Raw genomic sequence first — 25,783 nt, 5'->3', positions numbered from 1 at the left:
GAAAGACCTACTCTCTTACTCGGCCGCGGTTATTCGGCCGCCGTGGGGGCCACGGCCACCGCGCTGATGTCCAGCTTCAGGCCGGGGCCCATCGTGGAGCTCAGCGACACCTTCTTCATGTAGGTGCCCTTGGCGCCGGCCGGCTTCGCCCGGCTGACCGCGTTGATCAGCGCCTTCACGTTCTCGACCAGGGCCTGCTCGCTGAAGCTCGCCTTGCCGACGCCGGCATGGACGATGCCTTCCTTCTGCGCGCGGTATTCGACCTGGCCGCCCTTCGCCGCCTTCACGGCTTCGGCGATGTCGTTGGTCACGGTGCCGAGCTTCGGGTTCGGCATCAGGCCGCGGGGGCCGAGGACCTTACCGAGCTTGCCGACGGTCACCATCATGTCCGGCGACGCGATCACCCGGTCGAAGTCCATTTGGCCCGCCTGGACCTTTTCCGCAAGGTCGTCGGCGCCGACGAGATCCGCACCCGCCTTCTTGGCGGCTTCCGCCTTCTCGCCCTTGGCGAAGACGGCGACCCGGACCGTCTTGCCGGTGCCATGCGGCAGCGAGATCACGCCGCGCACGTTCTGGTCGGCATGCTTCGGATCGATGCCGAGGTTGAAGGCCATCTCGATGGTCTCGTCGAACTTCGCCTTGGCCCGTTCCTTGACCAGCTTCACGGCCTCTTCGACCGAGTAGAACTTGTTGCGATCGAGGCCCTTCGTGGCCGCCTTGTAACGCTTACCAGCCATGATCAGCCCTCCACCACTTGCAGGCCCATCGAGCGCGCGGAGCCCTTGATCATCTCCGCAGCGGCGTCGAGGTCATGCGCGTTCAGGTCCGCCATCTTCGTCTTGGCGATCTCGCGGCACTGGCTCATCGTCACCTTGCCGACGAAGGCGCCGATGCCGGTCGTCTTCGAGCCCTTCTCGATCTTCGCCGCCTTCTTCAGGAAGTAGCTGGCCGGCGGAGTCTTGGTCACGAAGGTGAAGGAGCGGTCCGAAAAAGCGGTGATCACCACCGGGATCGGCATGCCCTGCTCCATTTGCTGGGTCGCCGCGTTGAACTCCTTGCAGAACTGCATGATGTTCAAGCCGCGCTGACCGAGCGCCGGACCGACCGGCGGAGACGGGTTGGCCTTGCCGGCCGGAATCTGCAACTTGATGTAGCCTTCAATCTTCTTCGCCATGGTCCAACCTCATATTCGGGCCGCGCAATGCCGCCCTGGGGTTTCGCGGTCAAAGGCCCTGGCTGGCCTCCCGCAACTTTCCGACGGTCCCGCCGTCGGTCGGTCTCGCTCGCGAGCCAGGAAGGCCGTCAGACCTTCTCGACCTGCGAGTATTCCAGTTCGACCGGCGTGGCGCGGCCGAAGATCGACACCGCCACCTTGAGCCGGCCCTTCTCCTCGTCGACCTCTTCCACCATGCCGGTGAAGGAGGTGAAGGGACCGTCGTTGACGCGGACCTGCTCGCCGACCTCGAAGATGATCGCGCGCTTGGGCCGCTCGATGCCTTCCTGCACCTGATGCTGGATCCGCATCGCCTCGGCTTCCGAGATCGGCGTGGGCTTGCCCTTGCCGCCGAGAAAGCCGGTCACCTTCGGCGTGTTCATGACGAGATGCCAAGTCTCGTCGGTCAATTCCATCTTCACCAGGACATAGCCCGGGAAGAACTTGCGCTCGGCATTCACCTTGGCGCCGCGCCGCATCTCGACGACCTCTTCGGTCGGGACCAGCACTTCGGAGACCAGGCTCGACATGCCCATCTGCGTGGCCTGCTCGCGGATCGACTGGGCGATCTTGCGCTCGAAGCCGGAGTAGACGTGCACCACGTACCAACGCTGCGCCATGATCAGCCTCCGAAGCCCAGGATCCAGGTGATCAGGGTCGAAAGCGTGGCATCGACCGCCAGGAAGAAGATCGACGCCAGAAGCACCATGACGAACACCATCGTCGTGGTCAGCGTGGTCTCCTTGCGGGTCGGCCAGGTGACTTTCGCCACCTCGGTCCGGACCTGACGGAAGAACTCCAGCGGGTTCTTGCTTGCCATCTGCGCCATTTAAATCCGTTCTTTCCGCTCTCGCACTTTCGTCGCCTTCAACTGCCCCACTTGGAGCCTGGCAGGGGCAGCAGGGATCGAACCCGCAACCTTCGGTTTTGGAGACCGACGCTCTACCAGTTGAGCTATGCCCCTATGCACGACTGAATTCGAAGCGGTTCCTCTATCTCTTTTCAGTGCGATGGGCGGCCGGTGGTCCGGCCGCCCTCTCGCTCGAGTCTTCCAACCGAGTGACTTACTCGATGATGCTGGCAACGACGCCGGCGCCGACGGTGCGGCCGCCCTCGCGGATCGCGAAGCGGAGGCCTTCGTCCATCGCGATCGGCGCAATCAGGTGCACCTCCATCGAGATGTTGTCGCCCGGCATCACCATCTCGGTGCCCGCCGGCAGCTGCACGGTGCCGGTAACGTCGGTCGTGCGGAAGTAGAACTGCGGGCGATAGTTGGTGAAGAACGGCGTGTGACGGCCGCCCTCTTCCTTGGTCAGGATGTAGGCCTCGGCCTTGAACTTGGTGTGCGGGGTGATCGAACCCGGCTTCGCCAGCACCTGGCCGCGCTCGACTTCCTCGCGCTTGGTGCCGCGCAGCAGCGCGCCGATGTTGTCGCCCGCCTCGCCGCTGTCCAGCAGCTTGCGGAACATTTCGACGCCGGTCACCACGGTCTTCACCGTCGGCTTCAGGCCGATGATCTCGACTTCCTCGCCCACCTTCACGATGCCGCGCTCGACACGGCCGGTCACCACGGTGCCGCGGCCCGAGATCGAGAACACGTCTTCGATCGGCATCAGGAACGGACGATCCTTCGGACGCTCCGGCTGCGGGATGTACTCGTCCACCGCCTGCATCAGCTTCAGGATCGCGTCATGGCCGATCTCCGGCTGCTTGTCTTCCAGCGCGCAAAGCGCCGAGCCGCGGATCACCGGGATCTTGTCGCCCGGGAACTGGTAGGAGGTCAGCAGCTCGCGGACTTCCAGCTCAACCAGGTCCAGCAGTTCCGGGTCGTCCACCATGTCGACCTTGTTCATGAACACCACCAGCGCCGGAACGCCGACCTGGCGCGCCAGCAGGATGTGCTCGCGGGTCTGCGGCATCGGGCCGTCGGCCGCCGAAACCACCAGGATCGCGCCGTCCATCTGCGCCGCACCCGTGATCATGTTCTTCACGTAGTCGGCGTGACCCGGGCAATCCACGTGCGCGTAGTGCCGGTTCTTGGTCTCGTATTCGACATGCGCGGTCGAGATCGTGATGCCGCGGGCGCGCTCTTCCGGCGCCTTGTCGATCTGGTCGTACGCGGTGAACGTCGCGCCGCCGGTCTCCGCCAGCACCTTCGTGATCGCCGCCGTCAGCGACGTCTTGCCGTGGTCAACGTGACCGATCGTGCCAACATTGCAATGCGGCTTGTTCCGCTCAAACTTAGCTTTCGCCATCTTCTCTCGACCTTATGTGCCGGAACCGGCTCTTGTTTCGACCGTTTGACCGAAGCCCCTCCGATGGAGGCCCGATCGGTTTCTGTTTGCGCCGCCGCCCCGAGATAGCCGGAGCTTTGGAGCGGGTGACGGGAATCGAACCCGCGTAGCCAGCTTGGAAGGCTGGAGCTCTACCATTGAGCTACACCCGCCCGGCTCAGCCCCCCTCAAACCGAAGGGGCACCCTCGCGCCCTGTCTCCGCAATCAGGAGAGTCGGGCTTGGTGGAAGGGGTAGGATTCGAACCTACGTAGGCCGAAGCCAACGGGTTTACAGCCCGTCCCCTTTAGCCACTCGGGCACCCTTCCGAAGCGCCGACTCCGCCCCGCGGCGGAGACGCGGACTATGAGCATTTACCGGGTGCTGTCAACTTGAAAACACACGAAAAACTCCCACCCGCGCCGATTTCAATTTCCGGCCCGGAGGGAGTTGTTGTAAAGCTTTTAGCCGCTCCCATCCTAGGACCCCCTCATGCCCCCGCGCAAGCCTTTCCGACCCGACAAAAACCGCGACCGGGGTCGCACGCCGCACGGGTCTCGGGACGCAGAATCGGGTCACCGCGGCCAGAATCGGGACAACCGGTCGCAGGAGAAGAAGGCGCCCGGGCATGCCTGGAGGGCAGGAGATCGGTCGCGCCCGGAAGACCGCCGGGACGAGCGCGCGTCACCGCCAAAATATAGTTCAGAATCAGGTGATTCCAAGGCCCAGCGCGAGCGCCATGAGAGCCGCGATGAAGCTCAGGCCGGATACAAGGCCGGCGGTGGAAGCTATTGGATTTACGGTAATCATGCCGTAGCCGCCGCGATCGACAACCCGAAGCGCCGGATCCGTCGCCTGCTCCAGGCACATCCCGATGCCGAGAAGGCGGTGCGGGGCGCCGGCGACCGCCCCCTGCCCCGCTGGGAGACGGTCGACCGCGCCATCCTCGACCGGGTGGCCGGACGGGAATCGGTGCACCAGGGTATCGCTGCCCAGGTCGATCCGCTGCCGGAGTCGGACGTGGAGGACATCGCCGCCCTGGCCGCCGATCGGCCGGAGGCGAAGGTCGTCATCCTGGACCAGGTGACCGACCCCCATAACGTCGGCGCCATCCTCCGCTCCGCCGCCGCTTTCGGCGCGCTCGCCGTGGTCCTGACCGAACGCAACGCCGCGCCGGAAAGCGGTGTCCTTGCCAAGGCCGCCTCGGGTGCGCTCGAGATCGTGCCGCTGGTTCGGGTCACCAACCTCGCAAGAGCCATCGAGCAGTTGAAAGCCGCCGGATTCTGGTGTGCCGGCCTTGCCGCCGAAGGCGAGCGCAGCTTGGCCGAGGCACGGCTGTCGGGACGAGTCGCCCTCTGTCTCGGGGCGGAGGGCGCCGGCTTGCGGCGCCTGACCCGCACCCATTGCGATCTCCTGGTGCGGCTGCCGACCAGCGGGCCGATCGGCCATTTGAACGTGTCCAATGCCGCCGCGGTCGCGCTCTATGAACTCAACCGAGCCGGTTAAATCGGAATCGTAGTTAACGATTGATGACTGCGACCTCTTGATGTGAGGAATCAAGATTCCATAGGGGCTTGCAAGGTTACCGGAAGATTGACTTCACCTAAAATGCTCAGCAAATTAGCGGCAACGCCAATTCATTCTGTCAGGGGTACGCGTATGAAGATTCTGGGCCTGATCGCCGGTGCGGCGATGCTGCTGGGCGCGCAAGCCGCCCATGCGGTCACCATCGTCAATGGCAGCTTCGAAACCCCGATCGTCGGCGGCACCTTCGACACCTATGAAGCGGGCAGCTCCAGCCTGACCGGCTGGACGATCGGCGGCGCCGGCGTCAACCACATCGGCAGCTATTGGGTGTCGCAGGACGGCAACCAGAGCCTCGACCTGAACGACGACGATATCGGCAGCATCTCCCAGGACATCTCGGGCCTGACGGTGGGCCTGGAATACAAGGTCTCGTTCTATGGCGCCGCGAACCCCAATGCCGGGCCGGCCTCGAAGCAGCTGCAAGTCTCGGCGGCGGGCGTCAACAACTTCTACAGCTTCCCCAACGGGACGAATACCAACAGCAGCATGGGTTGGGCACTGCAGACCTTCCTGTTCGTCGCGACCAACACTACCGAGACGCTCACCTTCCTCGGCCTGACCGGCGGCCCGGCCGGCGTCGCGCTCGACAACATCACCATCGCCGCGACCCCGATCCCGGGCGCGATCCTGCTCTTCGGATCGGCGCTGGGCGGCATGGGCTTCCTCGGCTATCGCCGCAAGAAGCTGCAAGCCGCGGCCTGACCGTCGCGACCAAACGGTTCGTGAGAGAGGCCCCGGAAACGGGGCCTCTTTTCTTTGTGCGCTCAGCAGACTGTTACCAATTGTCCTCTTGTCGAACCCCGGCGCGCTCCTTAGGTTTCGGGTCGGCTTGAGAATAATTCGCAACTGAGCGCTGCATGCACAAAGAGTTGACGCGGCGGGGCCTGACGCGGCGACGCCTGATCGCCGCCGCACCCGTTGTCGCGGCCGGTCTCGTCCCCGGCTTTCCATGGATCCGCCGCGCCCATGCCGATGCCGGCGTGGTGAACGTCTATTCGGCGCGGCACTACCCCTCCGACCAGACCCTGTTCGACATGTTCACCAAGGAGACCGGGATCGCGGTCAACGCGATCCAGGGCATCGCCGAAGAGCTGATGCAGCGCCAGCAGATGGAGGGCGATTCCTCCCCGGCCGATGTGCTGATCACCGTCGATGCCGGCAATCTCTGGCGCGCCGAGCAATGGAATCTGTTGCAGCCGGTCCATTCCGAGATTCTCGACAAGGAAGTCCCGGCCAATCTGCGACATCCGGAGAATCTCTGGTTCTCCTTCTCCACCCGCGCGCGGGTGATCCTGCGCGACAAGAGCAAGGTGCAGGCGGAAGACATCCCGACCTATGAGGCGCTCGCCGACCCGAAATGGCAGGGCAAGATCCTCATCACCACGTCGAACAGCATCTACAACCAGTCGCTGCTCGCCTCGATCATCGAAGCCGACGGACCCGGAAAGGCGGAAGCCTGGGCCAAAGGCCTGGTCGCCAATCTCGCCCGCAAGCCCGAAGGCGCCGATACCGAGCAGGCCTTGGCGCTGGCGGCCGGCGTCGGCGCGCTCGCGGTCAGCAACTCCTACTACTTCGGCCGCCTGCTCGGCCGCGACGACGAGACCCGCAAGAAGCTCGACCATATCGGCATCGTGTTCCCGAACCAGGGGGACCGCGGCACGCATATCAACGTCTCCGGCGGCGGCGTCGCGGCCTACGCGCCGAACAAGGAGAACGCGGTCAAATTTCTGGAGTTCTTGATCAGCCCCGAGGCGCAGAAGGTCTTCGCCGACGCGAATTACGAGTTCCCGGTGCGCGCCGGGGTGGCACCGATCGACGTCGTCGCAGCCTGGGGCGATTTCAAACCCGATCCGGTGAATGTCTCCGCACTCGGCAGGAACAACGCCGAGGCGGTGCGGATCATGGACCGCGCCGGCTGGCGCTAGCTTTGGAGAGATAGAATGATGAAGCGCCGCTCCTTTCTCGCCGCCAGCGCCGCGGGTCTCGGCCTGGTCGCGACACGAGGCGCCTGGGCCGCGGAGACGGTCAATGTCTATTCCGCGCGCCACTATCCGTCCGACCAGATCCTGTTCGACATGTTCACCAAGGAGACCGGCATCGCGGTCCAGGTGATCAACGGCAATGCCGAAGAGCTGATGCAGCGGCAGAAGCAGGAGGCCGAGAACTCCCCCGCCGACGTGCTGGTCACGGTCGATGCCGGAAATCTCTGGCGCGCCCAGGAGATGGGGCTGTTCCAGAGGGTCAAGTCCGCGATCCTGGAGCAGGAGATCCCGGAGAACCTGCGCGACCCGCAAGGCCGCTGGTTCGCCTTCTCCAAGCGCGCGCGCGTCATCATCTACAATCCGGAGAAGGTGAAGGCCGAGGAGCTTTCGACCTACCAGGACCTCGCCGATCCGAAGTGGAAGGGCCGGGTGCTGGTGCGCTCCTCCAACAACATCTACAACCAGTCGCTGGTCGCGGCGATGATCGAGACCGATGGCGTCGAGAAGACCGAGACCTGGGCCAAGGGCCTGGTGGCGAATTTCGCCCGCAAGCCGGAAGGCGGCGACATCGACCAGATCATGGCGCTGACCGCCGGCCTCGGCGACGTCGCAATCAGCAACTCCTACTACTTCGCGCGGATGCTCAACAGCGACAAGCCGGAGGTGAAGGCGAAGGTCGAGAAGCTGAAGATCTTCTTTCCCAACCAGCAGGAACGCGGGACCCATATCAACATCTCCGGCGCCGGCGTCGCGGCCTATGCGCCGAACCAGGCGAACGCGGTGAAGTTCCTGGAGTTCCTGGTGAGCCCCGAAGCGCAGAAGGTCTTCGCCGACGCCAACAACGAGTTCCCGGTGCGCGCCGACGTGCCGCCGGCCCCCGTGGTGGCCGCCTGGGGCGACTTCAAGGCCGACCCGGTCAGCGTCACCGCGCTCGGCAAGAACAATGCCGAGGCGGTGAAGCTGATGGACCGCGTCGGCTGGCGCTGAGCGCCGCTACTCCTTTGTATCGTGGAAGAACTTCTGCAGTTCGTGGGCGTGGTTCTCGTGCGCCTCGCAGGTGATCAACCGATCGATCACCTTGCCGTCGCTTGAGAGCGGCAGGATGATCCGCGCATACGAGGTCGTGAGGGAATCCACCGTCAGCTCGATCAGGTGCAGGATCGGCGCGCGGCGTTCGATCGCCTCGGCATAGTGGCGGTGGATCAGCGCACCGAATTCCGGCGGATCGAGCTCGCGCGCCAGCTTGCCGGTCAGCTCCTGGCCGTGCATCGCGAAGAGCCCGGTGCCCGCCACCCGATAGCGGAACTCCAGCGGATCGTAGGAGACCTCGACCATCATCACCCGGGGCAGCTCGCGGGTAAACTCCAGGGGGTCGATGTCGGCGCGCGAAGGGAAGGCGCGGTCGCCCTTCTTGGCGCGCCAATAGGCAAGGATCCGATCGATTTCCGGGTACCGCTGACAGTCAATATCGAGCTCGACGGCACGGACGCTGCTCGGCTTGGGTGTCACAATTCTCGGACCAACCTTATGCCGTTGGTCACGCCGCGCAGGTCCGGCGCCATGCCGACGCGCTTGGCCGAGCGGATGTCGTTCGGCGGCCGCCCCCACGAGGCGCCGCGGATCACGTATTTCCCGCAAGCGCCGCCGCCGGCCGCGGCGCCTTTGTGGTCGCTGCCGTCATAGCCGGTATTCATGCAGTCCAGGGTGTACTCGAAGGCGTTGCCCAGCATGTCGTACAGACCCCAGGCGTTCGGCTTGAAAGTGCCAACCGGCGCCGTGTTCTTGTAGCCATCGCTGCAATCAATGAAGCCGGGGTCGTCGGGAACCCGCTTCTTGTAGGTCTGATCGGCGCCGTTGGCGTAGCTGCATTGCTGGTCGGCGGTATCGCCCCAATAGCGCGACGTCTTGGTGCCGGCACGGGCGGCATATTCCCATTCGGCCTCGGTCGGCAGCCGATACCGTTGGCCGGTCACCTTCGAAAGCCATTCGGCATAGGCCTGGGCGTCACTGTAGATCAGGCACACAGCGGGATAATCCTCCCCCTGCTCCCAGCCCGGCTCGGCATAGGTAGCGCCTTGTCGCGGCTCAAACTGGTTCTTGTCATCCCGATAATAGAGGCAGGAGAAGCCGATGCCGTGGCCGGTCGCCGCCACGAACTGCCGGTATTGCCCGACGGTCACTTCGAACTTGCCGATGGCGAAGGCGCGCGGGATCGTCTCCTTGTGCTGCGGGCCCTCGCTTTCGCTGCGCCCCTTCTCCCCGTCGGGCGAGCCCATCATGTAGCTGCCGGCCGGGATCACCACCATCTCCGGGCAATCCTTGCAGTCGCGAAACACCACGCCCGGTTTCAGGCTGGCGGGTGGCGGGGTCAGTTCGATGCTCTTCGACCCGCCGGTCGCCGCCGGCTGCGTGAGTGCCGCCGTCTGGGTCGGCGCAGGCGCGGCGGCAGGTTGTGCGGCCTGCGCTGTGGCAGCGCCCTCCTTCAAGGCCTTCACCCGGTTGTTGGCAAGATCGACGAAGCTGCCCTTGGGGAATTTCTTGAGATAGGCCTCGAAGTCCGCGGGATCGCTGCTGCCCTGGATCGATTGCCAGAAGGCCTGCTCGACTGCGGCCGTCGAGCCCGCCGCGCTGAAGTCCTTGGAGAAATAGAACGGCGCGGTCAGCGAGGAGGAATCCCAAGGCACCTGTTGGCTGTCGGTGTCGGCGATCACCTTGGCCCGCACATTGCGGAACATTTCCTCGATCGAGGCGCCCGGCTTCTGCACCTCGGCCGCCAGAGCGGTGGCGAAGGGAGAATTGGCCCCCTGCCCGTCCGCCGCCACCGAGCCCGGCGCCGTCGAATAGGCCACGAAGCTGCCGATCGGGGCATCGACCTTGGCAAGGCCCATCGTGTTGCTGCGGAAGCTGCGCATCAGCGGGTTGTTGCGGCAGGCGTCCAGGATGACGATCTGCACCTTGACGCCGGAGAAGCTCAGCACCTTAAGCACAGCTTCGGCGGAGAGCGCCTCGAGATCGACATCGCCCTCGCGCTTGATGTTGGCGCTGACCGGCACGAGATAGTTCTGGCCGGAAACCTGCAAGCCGTGGCCGGCATAGTAGAAGAGACCGGTGGCGCTCGACCCGGCCTTGGCCAAGTCCTCGCTGAAGCCGTTCAGCGCCTTCTTCATGGCGGTTTGGTCGCCGTCGGTCACCAGGCGCACGTTGAAGCCGACCTTCTTCAGCGCCTCGCCGATCAGCTTGCCGTCATTGACCGGATTCTTCAGCGACCCGATATCGCCCTTGTAGTTGCTGTTGGCGATGATCAGTGCAATGCGCGGCTCGGCGAAAGCCAGACCCGGCATGATGAAGAGCAGCGCGCCGAACAGAGCTGCGACCCAGGCCACCCTCATGACCCTCCCCCGGTCTGAGATCAGCGTTTCTTAGCTGCTCGGAATCGTGGCAGCTTCGGCTTGGGAAATCAATCGGATCGCGGCATCGCCACCCACACGGGGCTGTGCAGTAACCTTATGCCGCGCTCACCGGCGCACCACCCGAATCCAGATCCAGTCGTGCTGCGGGTCGCGCGGGCCGTCGCGGGCCTGCAGATTGGTGAGCCGGAGCGCGATCTCACCCAGATCCAGCGCCGCATCCTTGTCCCGGCCCAGATAGACGCGGTGCAGCGCACTCGGTTCGGCTGCCGCAACCGGGGCCGCTGCGCCTTTGAGGCGGATCACGTTCGGCCCGAGGTCGCCGAGCTCTTGCAGGAAGCCGCCGGCCTCCCGCTGCGCTGCCTCCGGCAGGATCCAGCGCAGGAAGCTGGCGGTGATGTCGCGGGCGAAGGGGCCGTCTTTAGCATGCTCGATGAAGGCACGATCGAGACAGAGTTTCGCATCGGCGATACAGCCGGCGCGGTCAGTCTCCAGATTGACCGTCACCAGTGCCCGGAACTTTGCGCCGTCCGGCCGGAAGCCGTGCCAGGTCGCACCATCGGCCAGTTCGCGCGGCGCCTCATATCGCACCAGGTGGAACCAGCGGAAGAACTCGTGATCGACGGCCGCGGCCACTGCACATCCCAGCATGGATCTACCTCCCGCGGGCAGGATAGTGCAAAGCCCAAGCGGCCGCTATGATCGGGGCGAGCTGTTGGAGGGTTCGATGCCGGGCTTTCGCGTCTCCATCCCGATCGTTCTCGCGAGACTTGGCCTTCTCGCCAGACTTGGCCTTCTCGCCAGACTTGGCCTACTCGCCGGCCTCGGTCTGCTCGCGGCCGCCGGGGCAGCGCAGGCCGATTGCGTCTCCGCCTGTCAGGCCTCGACCTATTGCGATTCGGAAATGAACGCGTCGGGCGAATGCGGTCGGCTGCTCAACGACTGCTACATCAACGAGTGCAACAAAATGCTCTACGGGGCCATCGCCTATGGAACGCAAAGCGGCGCCGTCGGCTGGTCGTATGATTTCAACGATGCGCCGTCAGCGGAGAACGAAGCGCTGAAGAATTGCAGCGCCAACGGAAACGACTGCCAGGTCGTCGTGGATTTCTGGAACACCTGCGCGGCGGTCGCGGCCGGCGGCGGCGTGGTGCGTTACGGCCTCGGCGACACCCAAGGACAGGCAGAAGGCGGTGCCCTCGCCGCTTGCCAAGAGGATGGCGGTGCGCAATGCGCCATTCAGGCCTGGAGCTGCACCGGGCCTTAAACCGCTCCGCTTGTCGGAACCCCGCAGCGATCTATAATTCCCTTATGGACTCCACGACTCCCGCCGCGCGCTATGTCACCGACGTCCCCTATGCGCGCCGCTTCGTGCGCGAGCTCGGCCCGGCCTGGCTGGACTTCACCGCGCTGATCTGCGGCTTCCAGCCGCCGCCGCGCGAAGACGGCTTCGCCTGGTGCGAGCTCGGCTGCGGACATGGCGTGACGCCGGCGCTGCTCGCGGCAGCACATCCGCAAGGGCAATTCCACGGCATCGACTTGATGCCGCGGCATATCGAATTTGCCGAGACGCTCTGCCGCGAGGCCGAGATCCCCAACGCACGTTTCCATGCGCTCGACTTCGCCGGCGCGGCGACGCTCGACCTGCCGCGTTTCGACATGATCGTCGCCCACGGCGTCTACACCTGGGTCGATGCCGCGGCCCAGGCCGACCTCCTGCACTTCGTCGATCGGTTGCTGAAGCCGGGCGGCCTGCTCTACTTGAGCTATGACTGCCTGCCGGGCTGGGCCGGCGACATGCCCTTGCAGCATCTGCTGCGGACCCTGACCGCAGGCGGTACGGGAGACAGCGTCGCGCGCCTCGACAGCGCCGATCGCGTCATCACGGCGCTGCAAGGTCTCGGCGCCGAGGTGCTGCGATTGGGCGCCATGGGCCGCGAATGGGAAGAGCTTCGCCGCAGGCTGCCGCCGAGCTATTTCGTCCACCAGTTCCTGCCGCCGGCCTGGAAGCCGGTCTATGTCACGGAGTTGCGGCAAGCGGTCGCCGGCATCGGCCTAGCGCCCATCGGCTCGGCGACGATCCGCGAGAATGTGGACGCCTTCACCCTGGAGCGGCCGGCGCGCGAACTGGTCGCCGCGGCATCCGATCCGGACCTTCGCGAGCTGCTGCGCGACTACCTGCTGATGAAGCGCTTCCGCCGCGATGTGTTCGGCCGCGCGGTGGCGGCGCTCGACGCGGCGGCGGCCCGCGCGCGTATCTGCAACACGAGATTCATGCTGGCGCGGCCGCAGGATGCGAGCATCCCCTTTAGCCATCCGGCCGCCCAGGCGATCCTGGCCTTGCTCGAGCAGGGACCGGCGGCGCCGATCGCGCTCTCTGCGCAAGGCCATGCCGCTGATTCCGTGGTGTCGCAGATCATCGCCCTGGCATCGGCTGGACGGATCTGGCCGGTCGCCGGCGAGGTCGATCCGAGCGGGATCGAGCGCGTCAATGCGGTGCTGCGCCGCCGCGCCGGCACTGCGGACGAGATTGGCTTCGTCCTGCTGCCCTCCGGCATGGCGATTGAACGGGAGGATCGATGAGCAACGCTGCCACTTATTTTCGTGCCATGGCCTGCAACAATGCCTGGGCCAACCATCGCCTGCTCGGCGCCTGCGCCAAGCTCAGCGATGCCGATTTCCAGGCCGAGCGCGTGAGCTTCTTCCCGAGCCTCATGCAGACGCTCAACCACAACCTCACTGTCGACTGGTTCTACGTTGACGCGCTGGAAGGCGGCACGCTGGGACCGAAGGCCTTCGACAACGAGACGCCCTGCCCGACCATGGCCGCGCTGCTGCCCGCGCAGGCGGCGGTCGATCGCCGCCTGGTCGCTTTCTGCGACCGACTGACCGACGCGGCGCTGGCCGCCGAAACCCGCATCCATCGCCAGCAGCGGATCCAGGCCGACCGCACCGACAAGGTGCTGCTGCATCTCTTCGAGCATCAGATCCACCACCGCGGCCAGGCCCATGCGATGCTGGCCGGCACCGCCGTGGCGCCACCGCAGCTCGACGAATTCTTCATGACCGACGAAGCGCCGCTGCGCGCAGCGGAGTTCAAGGAAATGGGCTGGACCGAGGCCGGCGTGTGGCGCGGATTGGCCTAGCGGCTTTCACGGAAACTTCTCGCACGACAAACATCGCCTAAGCTAGGATACAGCTCACTCGATTCGGGCTGCAGACCTTCAAGGGGAAATCGATGTCGCGTGTCTTCGGTTGGCTGCTCGCCCTGACCTTGCTTTTTGTGCCGGAGATGAACGTGCGAGCCGCGGAACCAGCGCCAGTCACCGTCAAGGTCATGACCTTCAACATCTGGCTCGGCGGAGACCAGGTGAATTTCCAGAAGCTGGTCGAGGCAATTCAGGCCGCCGATGCCGACATCGTCTGTCTCCAGGAGGCCGGCGGTAATACAGCTCGGATCGCGGCGGCGCTCGGCTGGAACTATGCGGTGCCGGCCCGGCATGTGATCGCGCGGGTGCCGCTCTTCGCGCCGCCGGCAATGACGAGGGGCTATGACGGGAACGATCTCAACACCGTTTATGCCGAGCTGGAGCCCGGCCGCTTCATCGCGATCGCCAATGTGCACCTGCCCTCCGATCCTTACGGGCCGAATGAGCTGCGCGACGGGAAGTCGGTGGCCGAGGTGCTGGAGACGGAACGCAGCGCGCGCCTCAGCGCAATCGAGTCCTATATCGCGCCGATGGCCGCGCTGGTGAAGGGTGGGACGCCCGTCATCCTTTCCGGGGATTTCAACTCGCCCTCGCCGCTGGACTGGACCCCGGAACTGACCAAGCGCTGGCCGCAAGTGAAAGCGAAGATCGCCTGGCCGGCGCAGCAGGCGCTGCTCGATGCCGGCTTCGTCGATACCTATCGCGCCGCGCATCCCGATCCGGCGGCGCGGACCGGCATCACCTGGAGCTATGGCTATCCCTATCCGTATCTAAAGCCGAACGAGCAGCTCGATCGCATCGACTTCATCATGGCCGCGGGCGCGGTGAAGACCCTCCAGAGCGCGGTGCTCGGCGATATCCGCATGCCCGACACCGACATCGGCATCTCGCCCTGGCCTTCCGATCACCGCGCCGTGGTCTCGACCCTGGAGGTCGAGCCCGGCCCGGCCTCGGCCATGGTCTCGATCGACCGCCGCTCGATCCCCGCCGGCGCGGTCCTCAGCGCGCGGTTCCACGCAGAGACCGCGGACGGAAGGCTTGAAGGCGGCACCCTGGCCATCCTGAAGGCCGGAGCCGCGGCCGATGCGGCACCGCTGGTCGTCCGCGTCAGCAACAACGGCACCGACCGGGCGAGCAGCGTCGATTTCGGCACCGGCGGCCTGCCGCCGGGCGCCTATGTCGTCGCCTTGCGCGATCAAGCCGGCAAAGAGCTGGCCCGCGCGCCGTTCTGGCTGGTCGCCCGCGACGGCGCCGCCGGCCTCGGCTTGGACAAGCCGAGCTACGCGGCCGGCGAGACGATCACCGCGACCTGGTCGAATGCGCCGGGCAACCGCTACGACTGGCTCGGGATCTACAAGAAGGACGAGGCGTCCGACGACAACTATCTCTATTTCTTCTACGTGAACGGCTCGGTCGCGGGCTCGCTCGATATCACCAAGGACCTGGTCGGCGCCGATCTCGAGCCGGGCGCCTATGAGCTGCGCCTGGAGCTGGATGACGGCTATTCACGTCTCGCCGCCGTTCCATTCGAGGTGAAATAGGCGCCGGCTACGCGGCCACGATTCCCCAAATCAGCCAGGTATTCGCCGCTGCGATCACCGCGAAGATCGCCCAAGCGAGCGTCTTCATCAGCGGTCCGCTGGCGAAGACGCCCATGAGTTCGCGGTTGCCGGTGAAGCGGATCAGAGGCCAGAGCGCGAAGGGAAGCTGCACCGTCAGCACGACCTGGCTCAGCACCAGCAGCTTGCCGACCGAGCCCTCGCCCAGCCAGAGCACCCCGATGAGCGCCGGCCCCAGCGCCAGGCCGCGAGTGATCAGGCGGCGCTGGTAACAGGGGATCTTCAGGTCGAGGAAGCCTTCGAGGATGACCTGCCCCGCCACGGTGCCGGTGAAGGTCGAGCTTTGGCCGGAAACCAGCAGGGCCAGGCCGAACAGGATTGCGGCCAAGGCAGTGCCGGTGATCGGCTCCAGCAGGCGATAGGCCTCGTCGATCTCGGTGACCTCGGTCTGGCCCGTGGCATGGAAGGCCGTGGCCGCGACGACCAGGATCGCGGCGTTGACCAGCATCGCCAGCAGCAATGCCACCACGATGTCGATGGTCGCAAAGCGGATGGCTTCGCGCTTCGCCGCCTCGGTCGGTTGCGTGACGCGGGTCTGCACGATCGAACTGTGGAGGTAGAGATTGTGCGGCATCACGGTCGCGCCGATGATGCCGATCGCGAGATAGAAGGCCTCCGGATTCTGGGTCAGGGAGAGCTTCGGGACCAGGCCGCGCGCCACGTCGGCGAAGGCCGGTTGCAGCATCAGGATCTCGATCGCAAAGCAGAGGAAGATGGTGCCGACCAGCCCGAGCACGATCGCTTCCAGTTGCCGGAAGCCGCGGCCCTTCAGGCTCAGCACGATGAAGGTGTCGAAGCCGGTCAGCACCACGCCGAGCCAGAGCGGCAGACCGAACAGCAGGTTCAGCGCCAGCGCCGATCCCAGCACCTCGGCGACGTCGCAGGCGATGATCGCGAGCTCGGCGAAGATCCAGAGGATGAAGGCAACGGGGCGCGGGTAGTGGTCGCGGCAGAGTCGCGCCAGGTCCTTCCCCGCCACCAGGCCGAGCCGGGCGCAAAGAGTCTGCAGCAGGATGCCGGCGAGGCTCGCCAGGCCGACCACGAACAGCAGATCGGTGCCGAAACCCGATCCCGCCGCGATGTCGGTCGCCCAGTTGCCGGGATCCATATAGCCGACCGAGATCAGCAGCCCCGGCCCGAGATAGCGCAGCAGCTTCTGCCCGCTGGATAGGCCCGCGGGCACGGCGACCGTGCCTTGCACCTCCGAAGGACAGAAGGGCGCGGTCGCGAATTTGGGGAGGGAGAACATGCGAGGATGGTGTCTCTTGTTCGAGTTGCGTCGAACATAAAGACAAACGCGGCGAAAGTCTTCGACCCCTCACCCCAGCCCTCTCCCGCAAGGGGAGAGGGAGATTCTCTTCGCTGCACAGCGTGAGAGGTTTCCTGAAGGCTGCTGCGGCGGCGTCCCCTCTCCCCTTGCGGGAGAGGGCCCGTCCCCGCATGCGGACATTCGTCCGCGGGGTGAGGGGTCGACGGGTCTATCCGACCAGCTTACGCCCCCGCCATCCGTGCATGCACCGGGCGCAGGCGCTGCAGCTCGGGCGGCAGGCTGGTGGTCAGCCAGTGGGCGATGGCCTTCTGCTTCTTGAAATACCAGATGCCGAGGCCGATCACCGCGAGACCGATCGCCGACAGAACGAACGAGAACAGAAAGACGTCGTCGAACTTCTCGTAGGCGAGATAGCCGAGATAGAAGGAAACCCCGAGCGCACCGAACACCGCGTAGATGCGCCGGCCGAGGAATACCGCCAGCACCACCATGCCGATGTTGATCAGGCAGTAGACCAGCTTCAAGAGCTCGCTGTCGCTGTTCTGCGAGGTCAGGCCGCCCCAGAAGCAGACCACACCGGCCAAGTGGACCCAGAAGGCGAAGTCCCCCGCCTGCCAGCGCTTCAAATCGAGCGCCCAGGCGACCAGGATCACCGCCAGGCCGAAATACATCGAGACTTTCTCGCGCAGGACCCAGGTGAAGTCGGTGCTGCCCTGCAACCCGAGGGCAACCCACGGCACCAGGTCCATGGAGAGGAACCAGAGCGCGCCCGCCATGATCGCGGCGATGAAAGGGAACGGATAGAAGCGGAGCGCGATGGCGCCGGCGGCGATGGTCGCGATGTCCATATAGACCCAGCTCGCGTTCAACCAAGAGAAGAAGTCGTCATAGCCGATGGGATCCTGCATCGGGATCGGCCAGAGGTCGAACTGGGCTTGGATGCCGTATACCGCCATCGGCACCATGTTGACCGCGCAGGTGATCAGCAAGCCGGCGGGCGTCCGCAAGCCGGGGCGGCCCCAGAGATAACGGCCGAGCGCTATGAAGCCGGCGCCGTAGATAAGCGCGGTCACGGCGAGACCGGATCCGCCCATCGCACCGAACGCCGCCGTGGTGAAGAGGCCGAGCGCGCCGATCACGATCAGCGCGCCGGCATACCAGAGCACATGGACGAAATCGAACCTGGACGGCGCGACGGTCGGGGCTGTGACCGGCGTCACGACGGCCGGCGCCGCGCGCGACTCCAGGAAGGCGATCAGGCGCTGTGCCTGGTCCGCCGTGATGATGCCCGCCTGAACCGCGGCTTCCAGTTCCGTCCTGAACACGATGATCTCCCCGAGCTTCAGGTCGATGTTGTCCACCCAACCCGCGATCTGGTTCAATCGATATCAGTATCGGAAACTGTGAGTTGGATCATGAAGTGCATCTTTGGCGCCGCCCAGAACGCCCATGCCCCGGTCCGCTACATGCGTTACGGCCGGATCGGCGAGTTCCCGGAGACCCCGGAACGGGTGACCCGGCTGCTGGACGGGGTCAACCGTGCCGGTCTGGAGATCGCCGCACCGCGGGCATTCCCGCTGCAGCACCTCGCCGCCGTGCATTCGCAGCGCTACCTCGACTTCCTTGAGCACGGCCATGCGCAATGGATGAAGGTGCCGGATGCCTATCCGGAGATGATGCCGAGCATACGGCCGCTGGAGCGCCCCGCGGGCTATCCTGACAACATCCTCGGCCGCGCCGGCTGGCACATCATGGACTTTTCCTCGGCGATCACCGCCGAGACCTGGGAATCGGTGCGGACGTCGGCGTTCTCGGCGCTGACCGCCGCCGATCTCGTGCTGAACGGCGCGCGCGCCGCCTACGCGCTCTGTCGGCCGCCGGGACACCACGCCTATCCGGAGCGCGCCGGCGGCTTCTGCTATCTCAACAACGCGGCGATCGCCGCGCAGCATCTCCGGCAGAAGCATGCGCGGGTCGCGATCCTCGACATCGACGTGCATCACGGCAACGGCACACAGGAGATCTTCTACCAGCGTCCCGACGTGCTGACCGTCTCGATCCACGGCGATCCCGCCAACTATTATCCGTTCTTCTACGGCTATGGCGACCAGCGGGGCCAGGGCGACGGCGAGGGCTTCAACCTCAACCTGCCGGTGCCGGTGAAGAGCAAGGACGATGTCTGGCAGCAGGCACTGGGCGCGGCCTTGCAGCGGATCGCGGATTTCGCACCGGGGGCGCTGGTGCTGGCGCTCGGCCTCGACGCCCATGAGGCCGATCCGCTGGCCGGCGGCGCGGTGACGACGGAAGGCTTCACGCAGATGGCGCGGATGATCGCGGGGCTGAAGCTGCCGACGGTGATCACGCAGGAGGGCGGCTATCTGACGCCGCAGCTCGGCGGCAATCTCGCCGCTTTCCTCACCGGGTTTCAGCAGGGCTGAAAACAAAAGCGCGCCCGAAAGGGCGCGCTTTCAAACTCTCTCTTGCCGTCCCGATCAGACGACGATGTTCAGGCGGCGCTCACCGGCATCGCTGGAGCTCGAGGAGCCCTGGCCCTGGTTCACCGTTTCGGTCTTCTTCAGATCGACCTCTTCGGCCTGACGGTCGTTCTCGCGCTGGGTCTGCGCGGCCGACGACGAAGCCGAGGCTTGCTGCTGTCCGGCAATCCGGGCGCCTTCAAAGGCCGCCGCGACCCCGGTCACTCCCGAGATATTCATCACCAATCTCCTGACCTCTGCGGTCCTGCCCAGAATCTGAGCATTCCGACCGCAACCCGCAAGTTCTTTCGTCTGCGAGTTTAATAGAATTTTAGGTAATTTCCTGCCTCTCCGCCGCCTCCGAACGCTGGAGCGCCTGTAGATAACCGATTGGAAAAACGCGGTTTTCGCCCATGCACCGGGGTCGCAGCCCGGTTGCGGCAGCGGCGTTTGTCGGCCGGGCGGCCTGCGGCATAAGGTGCCCGAACCTCACCTCTATATGCAGTCCGAGTCCCATGTCCGAAGGCGCCAGCCCCGAGAGTCGCGGCCGATCCGCCGCCCCCAGCGGCGCCGTGCTGACCGGAATCGCCTGTGCCGTGGCCGCCTTCGCGATCTTCGCGCTGCATGACGCGGCGATCAAATGGGTGGTGATGGCAGACTACTCGCCCTGGCAGGTGCTGTTCATCCGCAGTGTCGTCATCCTGGTGATCTGCCTCGCCGTCGGGCGCAAGCGCGTGGTCATCCAGACCCTGCGCTCGCCGATCCGCAACGCCCTGCTCGCCCGTGCCATCGGCCTGCTGCTGGCCTGGCTCTGCTTCTACACCGCGGCGGGAAAACTGCAGCTCGCCGAGCTGATGACGATCTACTTCGCCTCGCCGCTGCTGGTCGCGGTGCTGGCCGTGCCGCTCCTGCGCGAGACGGTCACCCGCATGCGCTGGATCAGCATCCTGATCGGGTTCGGCGGGGTGCTGATCGCCTGCCGCCCGGGCGATCTCAGCCATGCCGGCGCCATCGGCCTCGCGCTGCTGGCCGCCGTGCTCTGGGCGGGATCGATGATCCTGATCCGGCAGATCGCGACCAAGGAGCCGACCCTGGTCCAGATGCTGACCTCCGGCTTCTCCTTCGTGCTGATGACCGGCGCGGTCATGCCGTTCAAATGGGTGACGCCGGGCCTCATGGACCTCACCTTCATGATCGGCATCGGCGTGCTCGGCGCGCTGGCACAGTACCTGCTGATCGAAGGCATCCGCCGCGCCCCCGCCTCGGTGGTCTCGCCGCTGGAGTTCACAGCGCTGGTCTGGTCCTTCGTGCTCGGCTACTGGATCTGGGCCGACATGCCCGGGCTCAACGTCTTCGCCGGCGCCGTGCTCATCATGGTGAGCGGCGCCTTCATCGTGATCGAGGAATGGCGCCGGGCGCGGACTGCACGCGCCGCCGAGGCGCCCGCCGAATAGCGGTCAGAGATCGCGCGCGACCCGAAAGCCGTAGACGGTGACGCGCGCCGAAGGCCCCGCATAGACCCGCGCCGCCGAGCGCGAGAGATAGGGATTGCTGCCCCAGCTCCCGCCGCGCAAGGCGCGCTGCTGGCAGCCGGCGACATCGACCGCGCTGCCATCCGTCGGCGCCGAGGCATAGCCGTCGAAGTAGCAGTCGGCCACCCATTCCGCGACATTGCCGATCATGTCGTAGAGGCCGAAGGCATTGGGCTGGTAGCGGCCGACCGAGGTCGTATAGCTCGCGCCGTCGCTGCAGTTGACCCCGGTATAGCCGGCTTGCCACCAGGGCGCGCCCATCGCGGTCACGTCGGCGATGTTGGCGAAGGCGCAGGCCTGGTTCGCGTCGATGCCCCAGGGAAAGAAGCCGGTGGAGCCGGCCCGCGTCGCATATTCGAACTCCGCCTCGGTGAGCAGGCGATAGCGCTTGCCGGTCTTCTTCGAAAGCCAGGCGGCATAGGCCTGGGCCGCATTCCAATCGATGCAGACCGCGGCGTCGCGCGAGCCCGGCGCGTAGCCGGAAAAGCCGGGATTCCTGAAGTTGACGCCGGGCGCCACGTTGATCGTGTCGATGTAGCAACCAGCGCCGTTGTCGTAGCCCGACTGCTGCAGAAATGCCGCGTAATCGCCGATCGTGACCTCATACTTGGCGACGGCGAAGGCCCTGATGGCAACCTGCCGCTGCGGGCTCTCGTTCGTGTAGGTTCCGGTCTCGCCATTCGCCGCACCCATCACGAAGGTTCCCGATGGCACCACGACCATCTCCGGGCAGTCGGCGCAGTCACGGATCACCTGGCCCGGTTTCGCCGAACTCGCAGCAGCGGCCGGCGCCGCGGGAGCAGGCATCGGTGCCGGAGACGGTGCCGGTGCCGGTTGCTGCAGGGAGGCCAGCAGGGCCTCTGCTTTCGGCTTGAAATAGCCGTCCGGATGCCTGGCGAGGAAGGCCTTCGCCGCATCGACCTCGGGCGAGGCCTTGAGATCGCGCCATTCGGCGACCTCGTTTGCATCCGCCTGAGCCAGCAAGCTCATGGTGACGAAGCCCGAGCCGGCTTCGGACTCGACGCGGTACCAGTCCTTGCCCTTGACCTGCCCCGTCACCAGCACCGGATCGTCGGCTTTCAAGCGCGCCACGATCTTCGCATCGGTGCTCGGCGCCGCGCGGATGTTGGCGCCCTGCACCGCCACATAGGTCGCGTCGAGCTCGGCTATCTCCGCGCCGGCATCGGCGGGCGCTTCGGGCGTGCGCGACTTCTCGGCGGCGGGCTGCTTCAGCTCCTCCAGCTTGGCGGCGGCCAGGTCGGCGAACTCGCCGTTCGGGTATTTCTTCAGATAGTTCTGGAACATCGCCGGGTTGCTGCTGTTGGCGATGGCATTCCAATAGGCCAGTTCCACCGCCTTGGTGTCGCCGCCCGGCGCGGGTGCGGGTGGCGGCGCTTCGGCCGCGGCGGCGGTCTCGGTCGGCGGGATGAAATAGAATGGCGCGGTCAGCGAGGAAGAGTCCCAGGGCACCTGCTTCTGCTTCGTCGCCGCCATCACGCTGCTGCGCACGTCGCGGAAGATCTCTTCCAACGCGGCGCCGGGTTTCTGCATGGCGTCGACCAGTGCGCGCGTGTAGGGGCTGTTCCGGCTGGCGCCGTCGGCCGCCACGTCGCCCGGCGCCGTCGAATAGGCGATGAAGCTGCCGCGCGGCTTGCGCCGCGGCTCGGCGAGGCCGCTCACCTGCGAGCGGAAGCTGCGCGACAGCGGGTTGTTGCGGCAGGCATCCAGGATCACGATGTTGACCGCGTTGCCGGCGAAATCCATCTGCTTCAGCACCAGATTGCTGGCGACCGCCTCGACCTCGACGTCGCGCTCGTCGTTGATCGCGGCATTGACCGGAATGAGGTAGTTCTCGCCATCGACCTGCAGTCCATGGCCGGCGTAATAGAAGAGCCCGGTCGCCTCGGAGCCCGCCTGCGACAGGCTCTTGCCGAAGTCGATCACCGCGCGCTGCATCTGCTTCTGGTCGGCGTCGATCCGCTCGATCACCTCGAAGCCGAGCTTGCGCAGCGTATCCGCCATCAGCCTGGCATCGTTGGCGGGATTGGCGAGGTCGCCGATCTCCCCGCCATAGCTCGAATTGCCGATCACCAGCGCGACCCGGGGCTCGGTCGATTGCGCCGCCGCCGGCGCAATACAGCAAACGCCGCAGAGCAGCGCGAACCCGATCAGCCTGGATAGAACCCACGCATGCAAAGACGCCCACTCCCGACCGGCGTTGCATATCCGGTTAAGTCTGAGCCTCGGGACGGCGCTTGGCAAGCTCAGGCCGAGGCCAAAGCCCCCTGGCGTGTCCGTTGCCACTGCCGCCAGGCGGCAACGATGACGATGGTGGTGACGATGCCGAGCACGACCCAGGCCGGACGGATGCCGGCGTGGAAGGTGAAATTGGGTTCGAGCACGCGCAGGAACGGCGCGTTGGACCGGAAATGATAATAGGCCGCCTCGCCGAGCGCGGTCGCCAGCGTCGCGAAGACCCCGAGTCCGGCGAGGGTCGAGAGCGCGCCGGCGCGCTCGGCGGAGCTCAGCCAATAGACCAGGCGATAGGCCATCAACCAGAGGAACAGGCCGGCGACCACCAGCGGCTCGCTGACATTCTGCTTCGACTGCATGAAGTAGTGGATGCAGGCGAGCACACCCGCGGCATAGATCCAGCGGTGCAGCCGCGCCCAGGCCTTGCCGCCCAGCCGCTTCACCATGCCGTCCGTCGAAGTGAGTGCCAGGGCGCCTAGGATCAGCAAGGCGGCGAAGCCGATCGTGAGATAGATGCGCAGCGCGATCTCGCCGACCACCTTATAGAGGTCGAACATGTTGTCGGCGGCATAGAAGGCGACGTGCAGCACGGCATAGGCGAAGGCGGCGACGCCGATCATGCGCCGCACGGTGACGAGGCGCGCCCAGCGGAAGGACTGCCGGAACGGCGTCACCGCGAGGCTGATCATCAGCAAGCGGATGGTCCACAAGCCCGTCGCATGGATGATCTCGGTGATCGGCCGCACCGGAAAGAAGCCGGCGGAATATTGGATCGCGGTCACGATGCCCGGCAGGCAGACCGCCAGCAGGATGGCGGCCCGGAACCAGGAGAAACTGCCGTTGCGCTCGCGCCAGGGCGCCCGCATGAGTCGCGATCCTAGAAGGTGAATCCGGCCCTGAAGATAAGCGCCTCCAGGGGCCGAGCCAATCACCCTGGCGTGACCGGATTCGATGCCTTCCGGGCATGACCGGGCGGTGACGGCCCCCACAGCTGGGCGCGACGGCACCCGGCCTTGTGATTGGGGTCACAGCAGGGGCCGGATCGCTCCGCTAGGGTCGAACCTTGATCCGGGCCACTGCGCCTAAGGCAGGCACCTAACGGAAGACCGAAATGACCCCGCGCCAGATTGAGATCGTGAAGCTGAGCTTTGCGAAGATCATGCCCTTCAAGGACCAGGCGGCCGAGCTGTTCTATTGCCGGCTGTTCGAGCTCGATCCTTCACTGCGCCTGATGTTCCGGTCGGACCTGACCGAGCAGAAGCAGAAGCTGATGGTGGCAATCGCCCTGGTCGTGACCAATCTCGACAAGATGGACAGCCTGCTGCCTTCGGTCCGGCAGCTGGGCCGCCGCCACAAGACCTACGGCGTACGCGACCGGCATTACGACGTGGTCGGCGCGGCCTTGCTCTGGACTCTGGAGATCGGGCTCGGCACCGGCTGGACCAATGAGCTGGCGGAAGCCTGGAAGAACGCCTATGGCCGGGTCGCCCAGGCCATGATCGAAGGCGCCGAGAGCCCGGAGCCGGAGCGCCGTCCGGCGCGGCAGGCCGCCGAGTAGATCAGGCGCCTTCCGGATAGGCGAGCTCCGGCACCCCACCCTTTCGCACGAAGACGATCGCGTTCTGCTCGAAGCGGCGCGCGATCTCCAGTCCCGTCCCCAGCGGAATGCCGAAGACGACGCATTCCAGCTCGGCTGTCCAGCGGCCGGTCGGGTCCCTGCCCTCGCCGAGCGCATAGGCATGGCCGCGTTGCTCCAGCAAGGCGGTGAGCTCGGCATGGCGGGCGCGATTCTCGCCCTCCGACAGGATGATGCTGCGGGGATTGTAGGCGGTCACCACCGCCGCCGTGGCCACGCCGCGCCTCTCGAGCTCGCGATCGAAGGCGGCGTTCGGCACCCCGATGTTGAGGGTGACTTCCCGCCCCGCGGCCACGAAGAGAACGTAGTCGGTGGCGCGGTAGGCGGCGATCAAGGCTTGATCGAGCACGGCGGTCTCCGAATGAAGACCGCCATGCTAACACGTTCGATCAGGATATGTCGGCACCGCCCGGCACGCGCTTGCGGCCGGTGAACATGGCGCGTACCAGGTTCTCGCGATGGCGGAGACTCGCCACCACGACGCCCAGCACGTGCAGCCCGACCAGGCCGAGCATCACACTGGCCAGGGCCTCGTGCAGTTCTTCAACCCAATCGACGCCGAACCAGGTATCGGTGGTCTGCATCCAGCCGGTGGTGGCCACCGCGGCCATCGTCGCCAGCAAGGCGAGGATCATCAGGCCGCCGGCCGGATTATGGCCGAGATAGCGCGCCTCCCGGCCGGTGGCGATATCGCGGAGATAGGCGGCGACGGCACCGGGGGAGCGGATGAACTGCCGGAACCGGGCGTAGCGCGTGCCCATGATGCCCCAGACCAGCCGGAGCCCGATGAGCGCGCCGGCAGCGTAGCCGGCCCATTCATGCAGCACCCGCACGTCCTCCGCAGTGAGCCAGGCGACGGCAAAACTCGCCACCAGGCTCCAGTGGAATACCCGGACGAAGGGATCCCAGATCTTCACCGTCGCCGCCATATCCCTTGTCCTCAGTCCTGCTTCATCACGGCGAAGGACTTCGGATCGAAGTAGGTCTCCATCCGCTGGCCCGCGGCATCCTTGCCGTAGACCTCGTAGCAGCCTTCGTCGATCTTGATCGCCTTGATCGTCCAGCCTTCTGATTCCAGCTTCTTCTGCAGAGCTTCCTTCGGCTGCCATTCGGCCTGCGGGACGCTGCAGATGTCGGCAGCGGCGGCGGTGCCGATGCCGGCGACGGAGGCGATCAGAAGGGAAAGGGCGAAACGCTTCATACTGGAAACCTCTTCAAGTTGGGGTTGACGCGGGACAACATGAGGGCGCCTCCTGAAGGCGACCTGAAGCGGCATGAAATTCTTCTTCAGCCTGGCTTAAGGTGCTTTCGGCAGATTGCCCGGACGAA

Annotated in this window: 27 protein-coding genes and 3 tRNA genes; 11 read left to right on the top strand and 19 right to left on the bottom strand. The window is 65.7% G+C overall.

Going from position 1 to position 25,783, the window contains the following annotated elements; genetic code table 11:
- Positions 1 to 29: 29 nt before the first annotated feature.
- From rplA to ACYQ4T_RS06325, 8 genes are all read right to left on the bottom strand, one after another.
- Positions 30 to 743: a 50S ribosomal protein L1 gene (rplA, locus tag ACYQ4T_RS06360; protein ID WP_459852048.1), complete on the bottom strand. Its 714-nt coding sequence runs from the start codon at positions 741 to 743 to the stop codon at positions 30 to 32.
- Entirely contained in the window at positions 740 to 1,174 is a 435-nt protein-coding gene (gene rplK, locus ACYQ4T_RS06355; protein WP_459851559.1) for a 50S ribosomal protein L11, read from the bottom strand. The genes rplA and rplK overlap by 4 nt, the downstream gene beginning before the upstream one ends.
- Positions 1,175 to 1,302: 128 nt before the next feature.
- Positions 1,303 to 1,833 (bottom strand): transcription termination/antitermination protein NusG, encoded by a 531-nt coding sequence (nusG, locus tag ACYQ4T_RS06350; protein WP_459851557.1) that lies wholly within the window; start codon positions 1,831 to 1,833, stop codon positions 1,303 to 1,305.
- Between the two features lie 2 nt (positions 1,834 to 1,835).
- On the bottom strand, positions 1,836 to 2,033 hold the full coding sequence (gene secE, locus ACYQ4T_RS06345; RefSeq protein ID WP_459852046.1) for a preprotein translocase subunit SecE: 198 nt from the start codon (positions 2,031 to 2,033) through the stop codon (positions 1,836 to 1,838).
- A 68-nt stretch (positions 2,034 to 2,101) separates the two neighbouring features.
- Positions 2,102 to 2,177, bottom strand: a tRNA-Trp gene (locus tag ACYQ4T_RS06340).
- Positions 2,178 to 2,277: 100 nt separating this feature from the next.
- Positions 2,278 to 3,468, bottom strand: a complete 1,191-nt coding sequence (gene tuf, locus ACYQ4T_RS06335) for an elongation factor Tu (RefSeq protein ID WP_459851555.1) — start codon at positions 3,466 to 3,468, stop codon at positions 2,278 to 2,280.
- Positions 3,469 to 3,585: 117 nt separating this feature from the next.
- Positions 3,586 to 3,659, bottom strand: a tRNA-Gly gene (locus ACYQ4T_RS06330).
- A 69-nt stretch (positions 3,660 to 3,728) separates the two neighbouring features.
- A tRNA-Tyr gene (locus ACYQ4T_RS06325) sits at positions 3,729 to 3,814 on the bottom strand.
- Between the two features lie 466 nt (positions 3,815 to 4,280).
- On the opposite strand from ACYQ4T_RS06325, the gene rlmB reads away from it, so the two are divergent.
- The 4 genes from rlmB (at position 4,281) to ACYQ4T_RS06305 (ending at position 8,041) form a co-directional block, all read left to right on the top strand.
- The gene (rlmB, locus tag ACYQ4T_RS06320) at positions 4,281 to 4,991 is read left to right on the top strand and encodes a 23S rRNA (guanosine(2251)-2'-O)-methyltransferase RlmB (protein ID WP_459852044.1); all 711 of its coding nucleotides are present in this window, start codon (positions 4,281 to 4,283) and stop codon (positions 4,989 to 4,991) included.
- 153 nt (positions 4,992 to 5,144) lie between these two features.
- On the top strand, positions 5,145 to 5,774 hold the full coding sequence (locus tag ACYQ4T_RS06315; RefSeq protein WP_459851553.1) for a choice-of-anchor C family protein: 630 nt from the start codon (positions 5,145 to 5,147) through the stop codon (positions 5,772 to 5,774).
- 155 nt (positions 5,775 to 5,929) lie between these two features.
- Positions 5,930 to 6,997, top strand: coding sequence for a Fe(3+) ABC transporter substrate-binding protein (locus tag ACYQ4T_RS06310; RefSeq protein ID WP_459851551.1), 1,068 nt, complete (start codon positions 5,930 to 5,932; stop codon positions 6,995 to 6,997).
- Between the two features lie 15 nt (positions 6,998 to 7,012).
- Entirely contained in the window at positions 7,013 to 8,041 is a 1,029-nt protein-coding gene (locus ACYQ4T_RS06305; protein ID WP_459851549.1) for a Fe(3+) ABC transporter substrate-binding protein, read from the top strand.
- Positions 8,042 to 8,047: 6 nt separating this feature from the next.
- Here the strand turns inward: ACYQ4T_RS06305 and ACYQ4T_RS06300 are convergent, their stop codons facing one another.
- From ACYQ4T_RS06300 to ACYQ4T_RS06290, 3 genes are all read right to left on the bottom strand, one after another.
- Positions 8,048 to 8,563 (bottom strand): PAS domain-containing protein, encoded by a 516-nt coding sequence (locus tag ACYQ4T_RS06300; protein WP_459851547.1) that lies wholly within the window; start codon positions 8,561 to 8,563, stop codon positions 8,048 to 8,050.
- Positions 8,560 to 10,443 carry an SUMF1/EgtB/PvdO family nonheme iron enzyme gene (locus ACYQ4T_RS06295; RefSeq protein ID WP_459851544.1) on the bottom strand — a complete coding sequence of 628 codons (1,884 nt, stop codon included), beginning with the start codon at positions 10,441 to 10,443 and terminating at the stop codon, positions 8,560 to 8,562. The genes ACYQ4T_RS06300 and ACYQ4T_RS06295 overlap by 4 nt, the downstream gene beginning before the upstream one ends.
- Before the next feature lie 126 nt (positions 10,444 to 10,569).
- Positions 10,570 to 11,112 carry a hypothetical protein gene (locus ACYQ4T_RS06290; RefSeq protein WP_459851541.1) on the bottom strand — a complete coding sequence of 181 codons (543 nt, stop codon included), beginning with the start codon at positions 11,110 to 11,112 and terminating at the stop codon, positions 10,570 to 10,572.
- Between the two features lie 76 nt (positions 11,113 to 11,188).
- Here ACYQ4T_RS06290 and ACYQ4T_RS06285 point away from each other — a divergent pair, with 76 nt between their 5' ends.
- The 4 genes from ACYQ4T_RS06285 to ACYQ4T_RS06270 all read left to right on the top strand — a co-directional run bounded on the left by ACYQ4T_RS06285 (position 11,189) and on the right by ACYQ4T_RS06270 (position 15,211).
- Positions 11,189 to 11,728 (top strand): DUF4189 domain-containing protein, encoded by a 540-nt coding sequence (locus ACYQ4T_RS06285; RefSeq protein ID WP_459851539.1) that lies wholly within the window; start codon positions 11,189 to 11,191, stop codon positions 11,726 to 11,728.
- A 44-nt stretch (positions 11,729 to 11,772) separates the two neighbouring features.
- Positions 11,773 to 13,044, top strand: coding sequence for a class I SAM-dependent methyltransferase (locus tag ACYQ4T_RS06280; RefSeq protein WP_459851536.1), 1,272 nt, complete (start codon positions 11,773 to 11,775; stop codon positions 13,042 to 13,044).
- A complete protein-coding gene (locus ACYQ4T_RS06275; protein ID WP_459851534.1) occupies positions 13,041 to 13,607 on the top strand; it encodes a DinB family protein in 567 nt (188 codons plus the stop codon). Before ACYQ4T_RS06280 ends, ACYQ4T_RS06275 begins: the two co-directional genes overlap by 4 nt.
- 92 nt (positions 13,608 to 13,699) lie before the next feature.
- Positions 13,700 to 15,211: an endonuclease/exonuclease/phosphatase family protein gene (locus ACYQ4T_RS06270; RefSeq protein ID WP_459851531.1), complete on the top strand. Its 1,512-nt coding sequence runs from the start codon at positions 13,700 to 13,702 to the stop codon at positions 15,209 to 15,211.
- Between the two features lie 7 nt (positions 15,212 to 15,218).
- On the opposite strand, the gene ACYQ4T_RS06265 is transcribed toward ACYQ4T_RS06270, so the two are convergent.
- Positions 15,219 to 16,538 (bottom strand): Nramp family divalent metal transporter, encoded by a 1,320-nt coding sequence (locus tag ACYQ4T_RS06265; RefSeq protein ID WP_459851528.1) that lies wholly within the window; start codon positions 16,536 to 16,538, stop codon positions 15,219 to 15,221.
- A 242-nt stretch (positions 16,539 to 16,780) separates the two neighbouring features.
- Positions 16,781 to 17,941 (bottom strand): hypothetical protein, encoded by a 1,161-nt coding sequence (locus ACYQ4T_RS06260; protein WP_459851525.1) that lies wholly within the window; start codon positions 17,939 to 17,941, stop codon positions 16,781 to 16,783.
- A 33-nt stretch (positions 17,942 to 17,974) separates the two neighbouring features.
- Between ACYQ4T_RS06260 and ACYQ4T_RS06255 the strand changes: the two genes are divergently transcribed.
- Entirely contained in the window at positions 17,975 to 18,997 is a 1,023-nt protein-coding gene (locus tag ACYQ4T_RS06255) for a histone deacetylase family protein (protein WP_459851522.1), read from the top strand.
- 54 nt (positions 18,998 to 19,051) lie between these two features.
- Here ACYQ4T_RS06255 and ACYQ4T_RS06250 read toward each other — a convergent pair whose 3' ends face one another.
- On the bottom strand, positions 19,052 to 19,273 hold the full coding sequence (locus ACYQ4T_RS06250) for a hypothetical protein (protein WP_395020718.1): 222 nt from the start codon (positions 19,271 to 19,273) through the stop codon (positions 19,052 to 19,054).
- Positions 19,274 to 19,548: 275 nt separating this feature from the next.
- Here ACYQ4T_RS06250 and ACYQ4T_RS06245 point away from each other — a divergent pair, with 275 nt between their 5' ends.
- Complete coding sequence (locus tag ACYQ4T_RS06245) at positions 19,549 to 20,487, top strand: DMT family transporter (RefSeq protein WP_459851519.1); 939 nt, start codon at positions 19,549 to 19,551, stop codon at positions 20,485 to 20,487.
- A 3-nt stretch (positions 20,488 to 20,490) separates the two neighbouring features.
- Here ACYQ4T_RS06245 and ACYQ4T_RS06240 read toward each other — a convergent pair whose 3' ends face one another.
- Entirely contained in the window at positions 20,491 to 22,761 is a 2,271-nt protein-coding gene (locus ACYQ4T_RS06240; protein ID WP_459851517.1) for an SUMF1/EgtB/PvdO family nonheme iron enzyme, read from the bottom strand.
- Between the two features lie 68 nt (positions 22,762 to 22,829).
- Positions 22,830 to 23,684 (bottom strand): protein-methionine-sulfoxide reductase heme-binding subunit MsrQ, encoded by an 855-nt coding sequence (locus ACYQ4T_RS06235; protein WP_459851514.1) that lies wholly within the window; start codon positions 23,682 to 23,684, stop codon positions 22,830 to 22,832.
- A 245-nt stretch (positions 23,685 to 23,929) separates the two neighbouring features.
- On the opposite strand from ACYQ4T_RS06235, the gene ACYQ4T_RS06230 reads away from it, so the two are divergent.
- Complete coding sequence (locus ACYQ4T_RS06230) at positions 23,930 to 24,376, top strand: globin family protein (protein WP_459851511.1); 447 nt, start codon at positions 23,930 to 23,932, stop codon at positions 24,374 to 24,376.
- Position 24,377: 1 nt separating this feature from the next.
- Here ACYQ4T_RS06230 and ACYQ4T_RS06225 read toward each other — a convergent pair whose 3' ends face one another.
- From ACYQ4T_RS06225 to ACYQ4T_RS06215, 3 genes are read right to left on the bottom strand one after another with little or no spacing between them, the layout of a single operon-like run.
- Entirely contained in the window at positions 24,378 to 24,803 is a 426-nt protein-coding gene (locus ACYQ4T_RS06225; RefSeq protein ID WP_459851509.1) for a DUF3293 domain-containing protein, read from the bottom strand.
- Between the two features lie 40 nt (positions 24,804 to 24,843).
- Complete coding sequence (locus ACYQ4T_RS06220) at positions 24,844 to 25,383, bottom strand: cytochrome b/b6 domain-containing protein (RefSeq protein ID WP_459851506.1); 540 nt, start codon at positions 25,381 to 25,383, stop codon at positions 24,844 to 24,846.
- Between the two features lie 11 nt (positions 25,384 to 25,394).
- Entirely contained in the window at positions 25,395 to 25,655 is a 261-nt protein-coding gene (locus tag ACYQ4T_RS06215) for a PepSY domain-containing protein (protein ID WP_459851504.1), read from the bottom strand.
- Positions 25,656 to 25,783: the final 128 nt, after the last annotated feature.

Source organism: Dongia sp. agr-C8, assembly GCF_054658695.1.
Note: the sequence above shows the minus strand (reverse complement) of the source record. Positions and strands in the feature narration are given on the sequence as shown.

Excerpts from the sequence above, each read along its gene's own strand:
- rplK (WP_459851559.1), bottom strand. The coding sequence starts at position 1,174 with ATGGCGAAGAAGATTGAAGGCTACATCAAGTTGCAGATTCCGGCCGGC.
- nusG (WP_459851557.1), bottom strand. The coding sequence starts at position 1,833 with ATGGCGCAGCGTTGGTACGTGGTGCACGTCTACTCCGGCTTCGAGCGC.
- secE (WP_459852046.1), bottom strand. The coding sequence starts at position 2,033 with ATGGCAAGCAAGAACCCGCTGGAGTTCTTCCGTCAGGTCCGGACCGAG.
- tuf (WP_459851555.1), bottom strand. The coding sequence starts at position 3,468 with ATGGCGAAAGCTAAGTTTGAGCGGAACAAGCCGCATTGCAATGTTGGC.
- ACYQ4T_RS06315 (WP_459851553.1), top strand. The coding sequence starts at position 5,145 with ATGAAGATTCTGGGCCTGATCGCCGGTGCGGCGATGCTGCTGGGCGCG.
- ACYQ4T_RS06310 (WP_459851551.1), top strand. The coding sequence starts at position 5,930 with ATGCACAAAGAGTTGACGCGGCGGGGCCTGACGCGGCGACGCCTGATC.
- ACYQ4T_RS06305 (WP_459851549.1), top strand. The coding sequence starts at position 7,013 with ATGATGAAGCGCCGCTCCTTTCTCGCCGCCAGCGCCGCGGGTCTCGGC.
- ACYQ4T_RS06295 (WP_459851544.1), bottom strand. The coding sequence starts at position 10,443 with ATGAGGGTGGCCTGGGTCGCAGCTCTGTTCGGCGCGCTGCTCTTCATC.
- ACYQ4T_RS06290 (WP_459851541.1), bottom strand. The coding sequence starts at position 11,112 with ATGCTGGGATGTGCAGTGGCCGCGGCCGTCGATCACGAGTTCTTCCGC.
- ACYQ4T_RS06285 (WP_459851539.1), top strand. The coding sequence starts at position 11,189 with ATGCCGGGCTTTCGCGTCTCCATCCCGATCGTTCTCGCGAGACTTGGC.
- ACYQ4T_RS06280 (WP_459851536.1), top strand. The coding sequence starts at position 11,773 with ATGGACTCCACGACTCCCGCCGCGCGCTATGTCACCGACGTCCCCTAT.
- ACYQ4T_RS06275 (WP_459851534.1), top strand. The coding sequence starts at position 13,041 with ATGAGCAACGCTGCCACTTATTTTCGTGCCATGGCCTGCAACAATGCC.
- ACYQ4T_RS06270 (WP_459851531.1), top strand. The coding sequence starts at position 13,700 with ATGTCGCGTGTCTTCGGTTGGCTGCTCGCCCTGACCTTGCTTTTTGTG.
- ACYQ4T_RS06265 (WP_459851528.1), bottom strand. The coding sequence starts at position 16,538 with ATGTTCTCCCTCCCCAAATTCGCGACCGCGCCCTTCTGTCCTTCGGAG.
- ACYQ4T_RS06255 (WP_459851522.1), top strand. The coding sequence starts at position 17,975 with ATGAAGTGCATCTTTGGCGCCGCCCAGAACGCCCATGCCCCGGTCCGC.
- ACYQ4T_RS06250 (WP_395020718.1), bottom strand. The coding sequence starts at position 19,273 with ATGAATATCTCGGGAGTGACCGGGGTCGCGGCGGCCTTTGAAGGCGCC.
- ACYQ4T_RS06245 (WP_459851519.1), top strand. The coding sequence starts at position 19,549 with ATGTCCGAAGGCGCCAGCCCCGAGAGTCGCGGCCGATCCGCCGCCCCC.
- ACYQ4T_RS06235 (WP_459851514.1), bottom strand. The coding sequence starts at position 23,684 with ATGCGGGCGCCCTGGCGCGAGCGCAACGGCAGTTTCTCCTGGTTCCGG.
- ACYQ4T_RS06230 (WP_459851511.1), top strand. The coding sequence starts at position 23,930 with ATGACCCCGCGCCAGATTGAGATCGTGAAGCTGAGCTTTGCGAAGATC.
- ACYQ4T_RS06220 (WP_459851506.1), bottom strand. The coding sequence starts at position 25,383 with ATGGCGGCGACGGTGAAGATCTGGGATCCCTTCGTCCGGGTATTCCAC.
- ACYQ4T_RS06215 (WP_459851504.1), bottom strand. The coding sequence starts at position 25,655 with ATGAAGCGTTTCGCCCTTTCCCTTCTGATCGCCTCCGTCGCCGGCATC.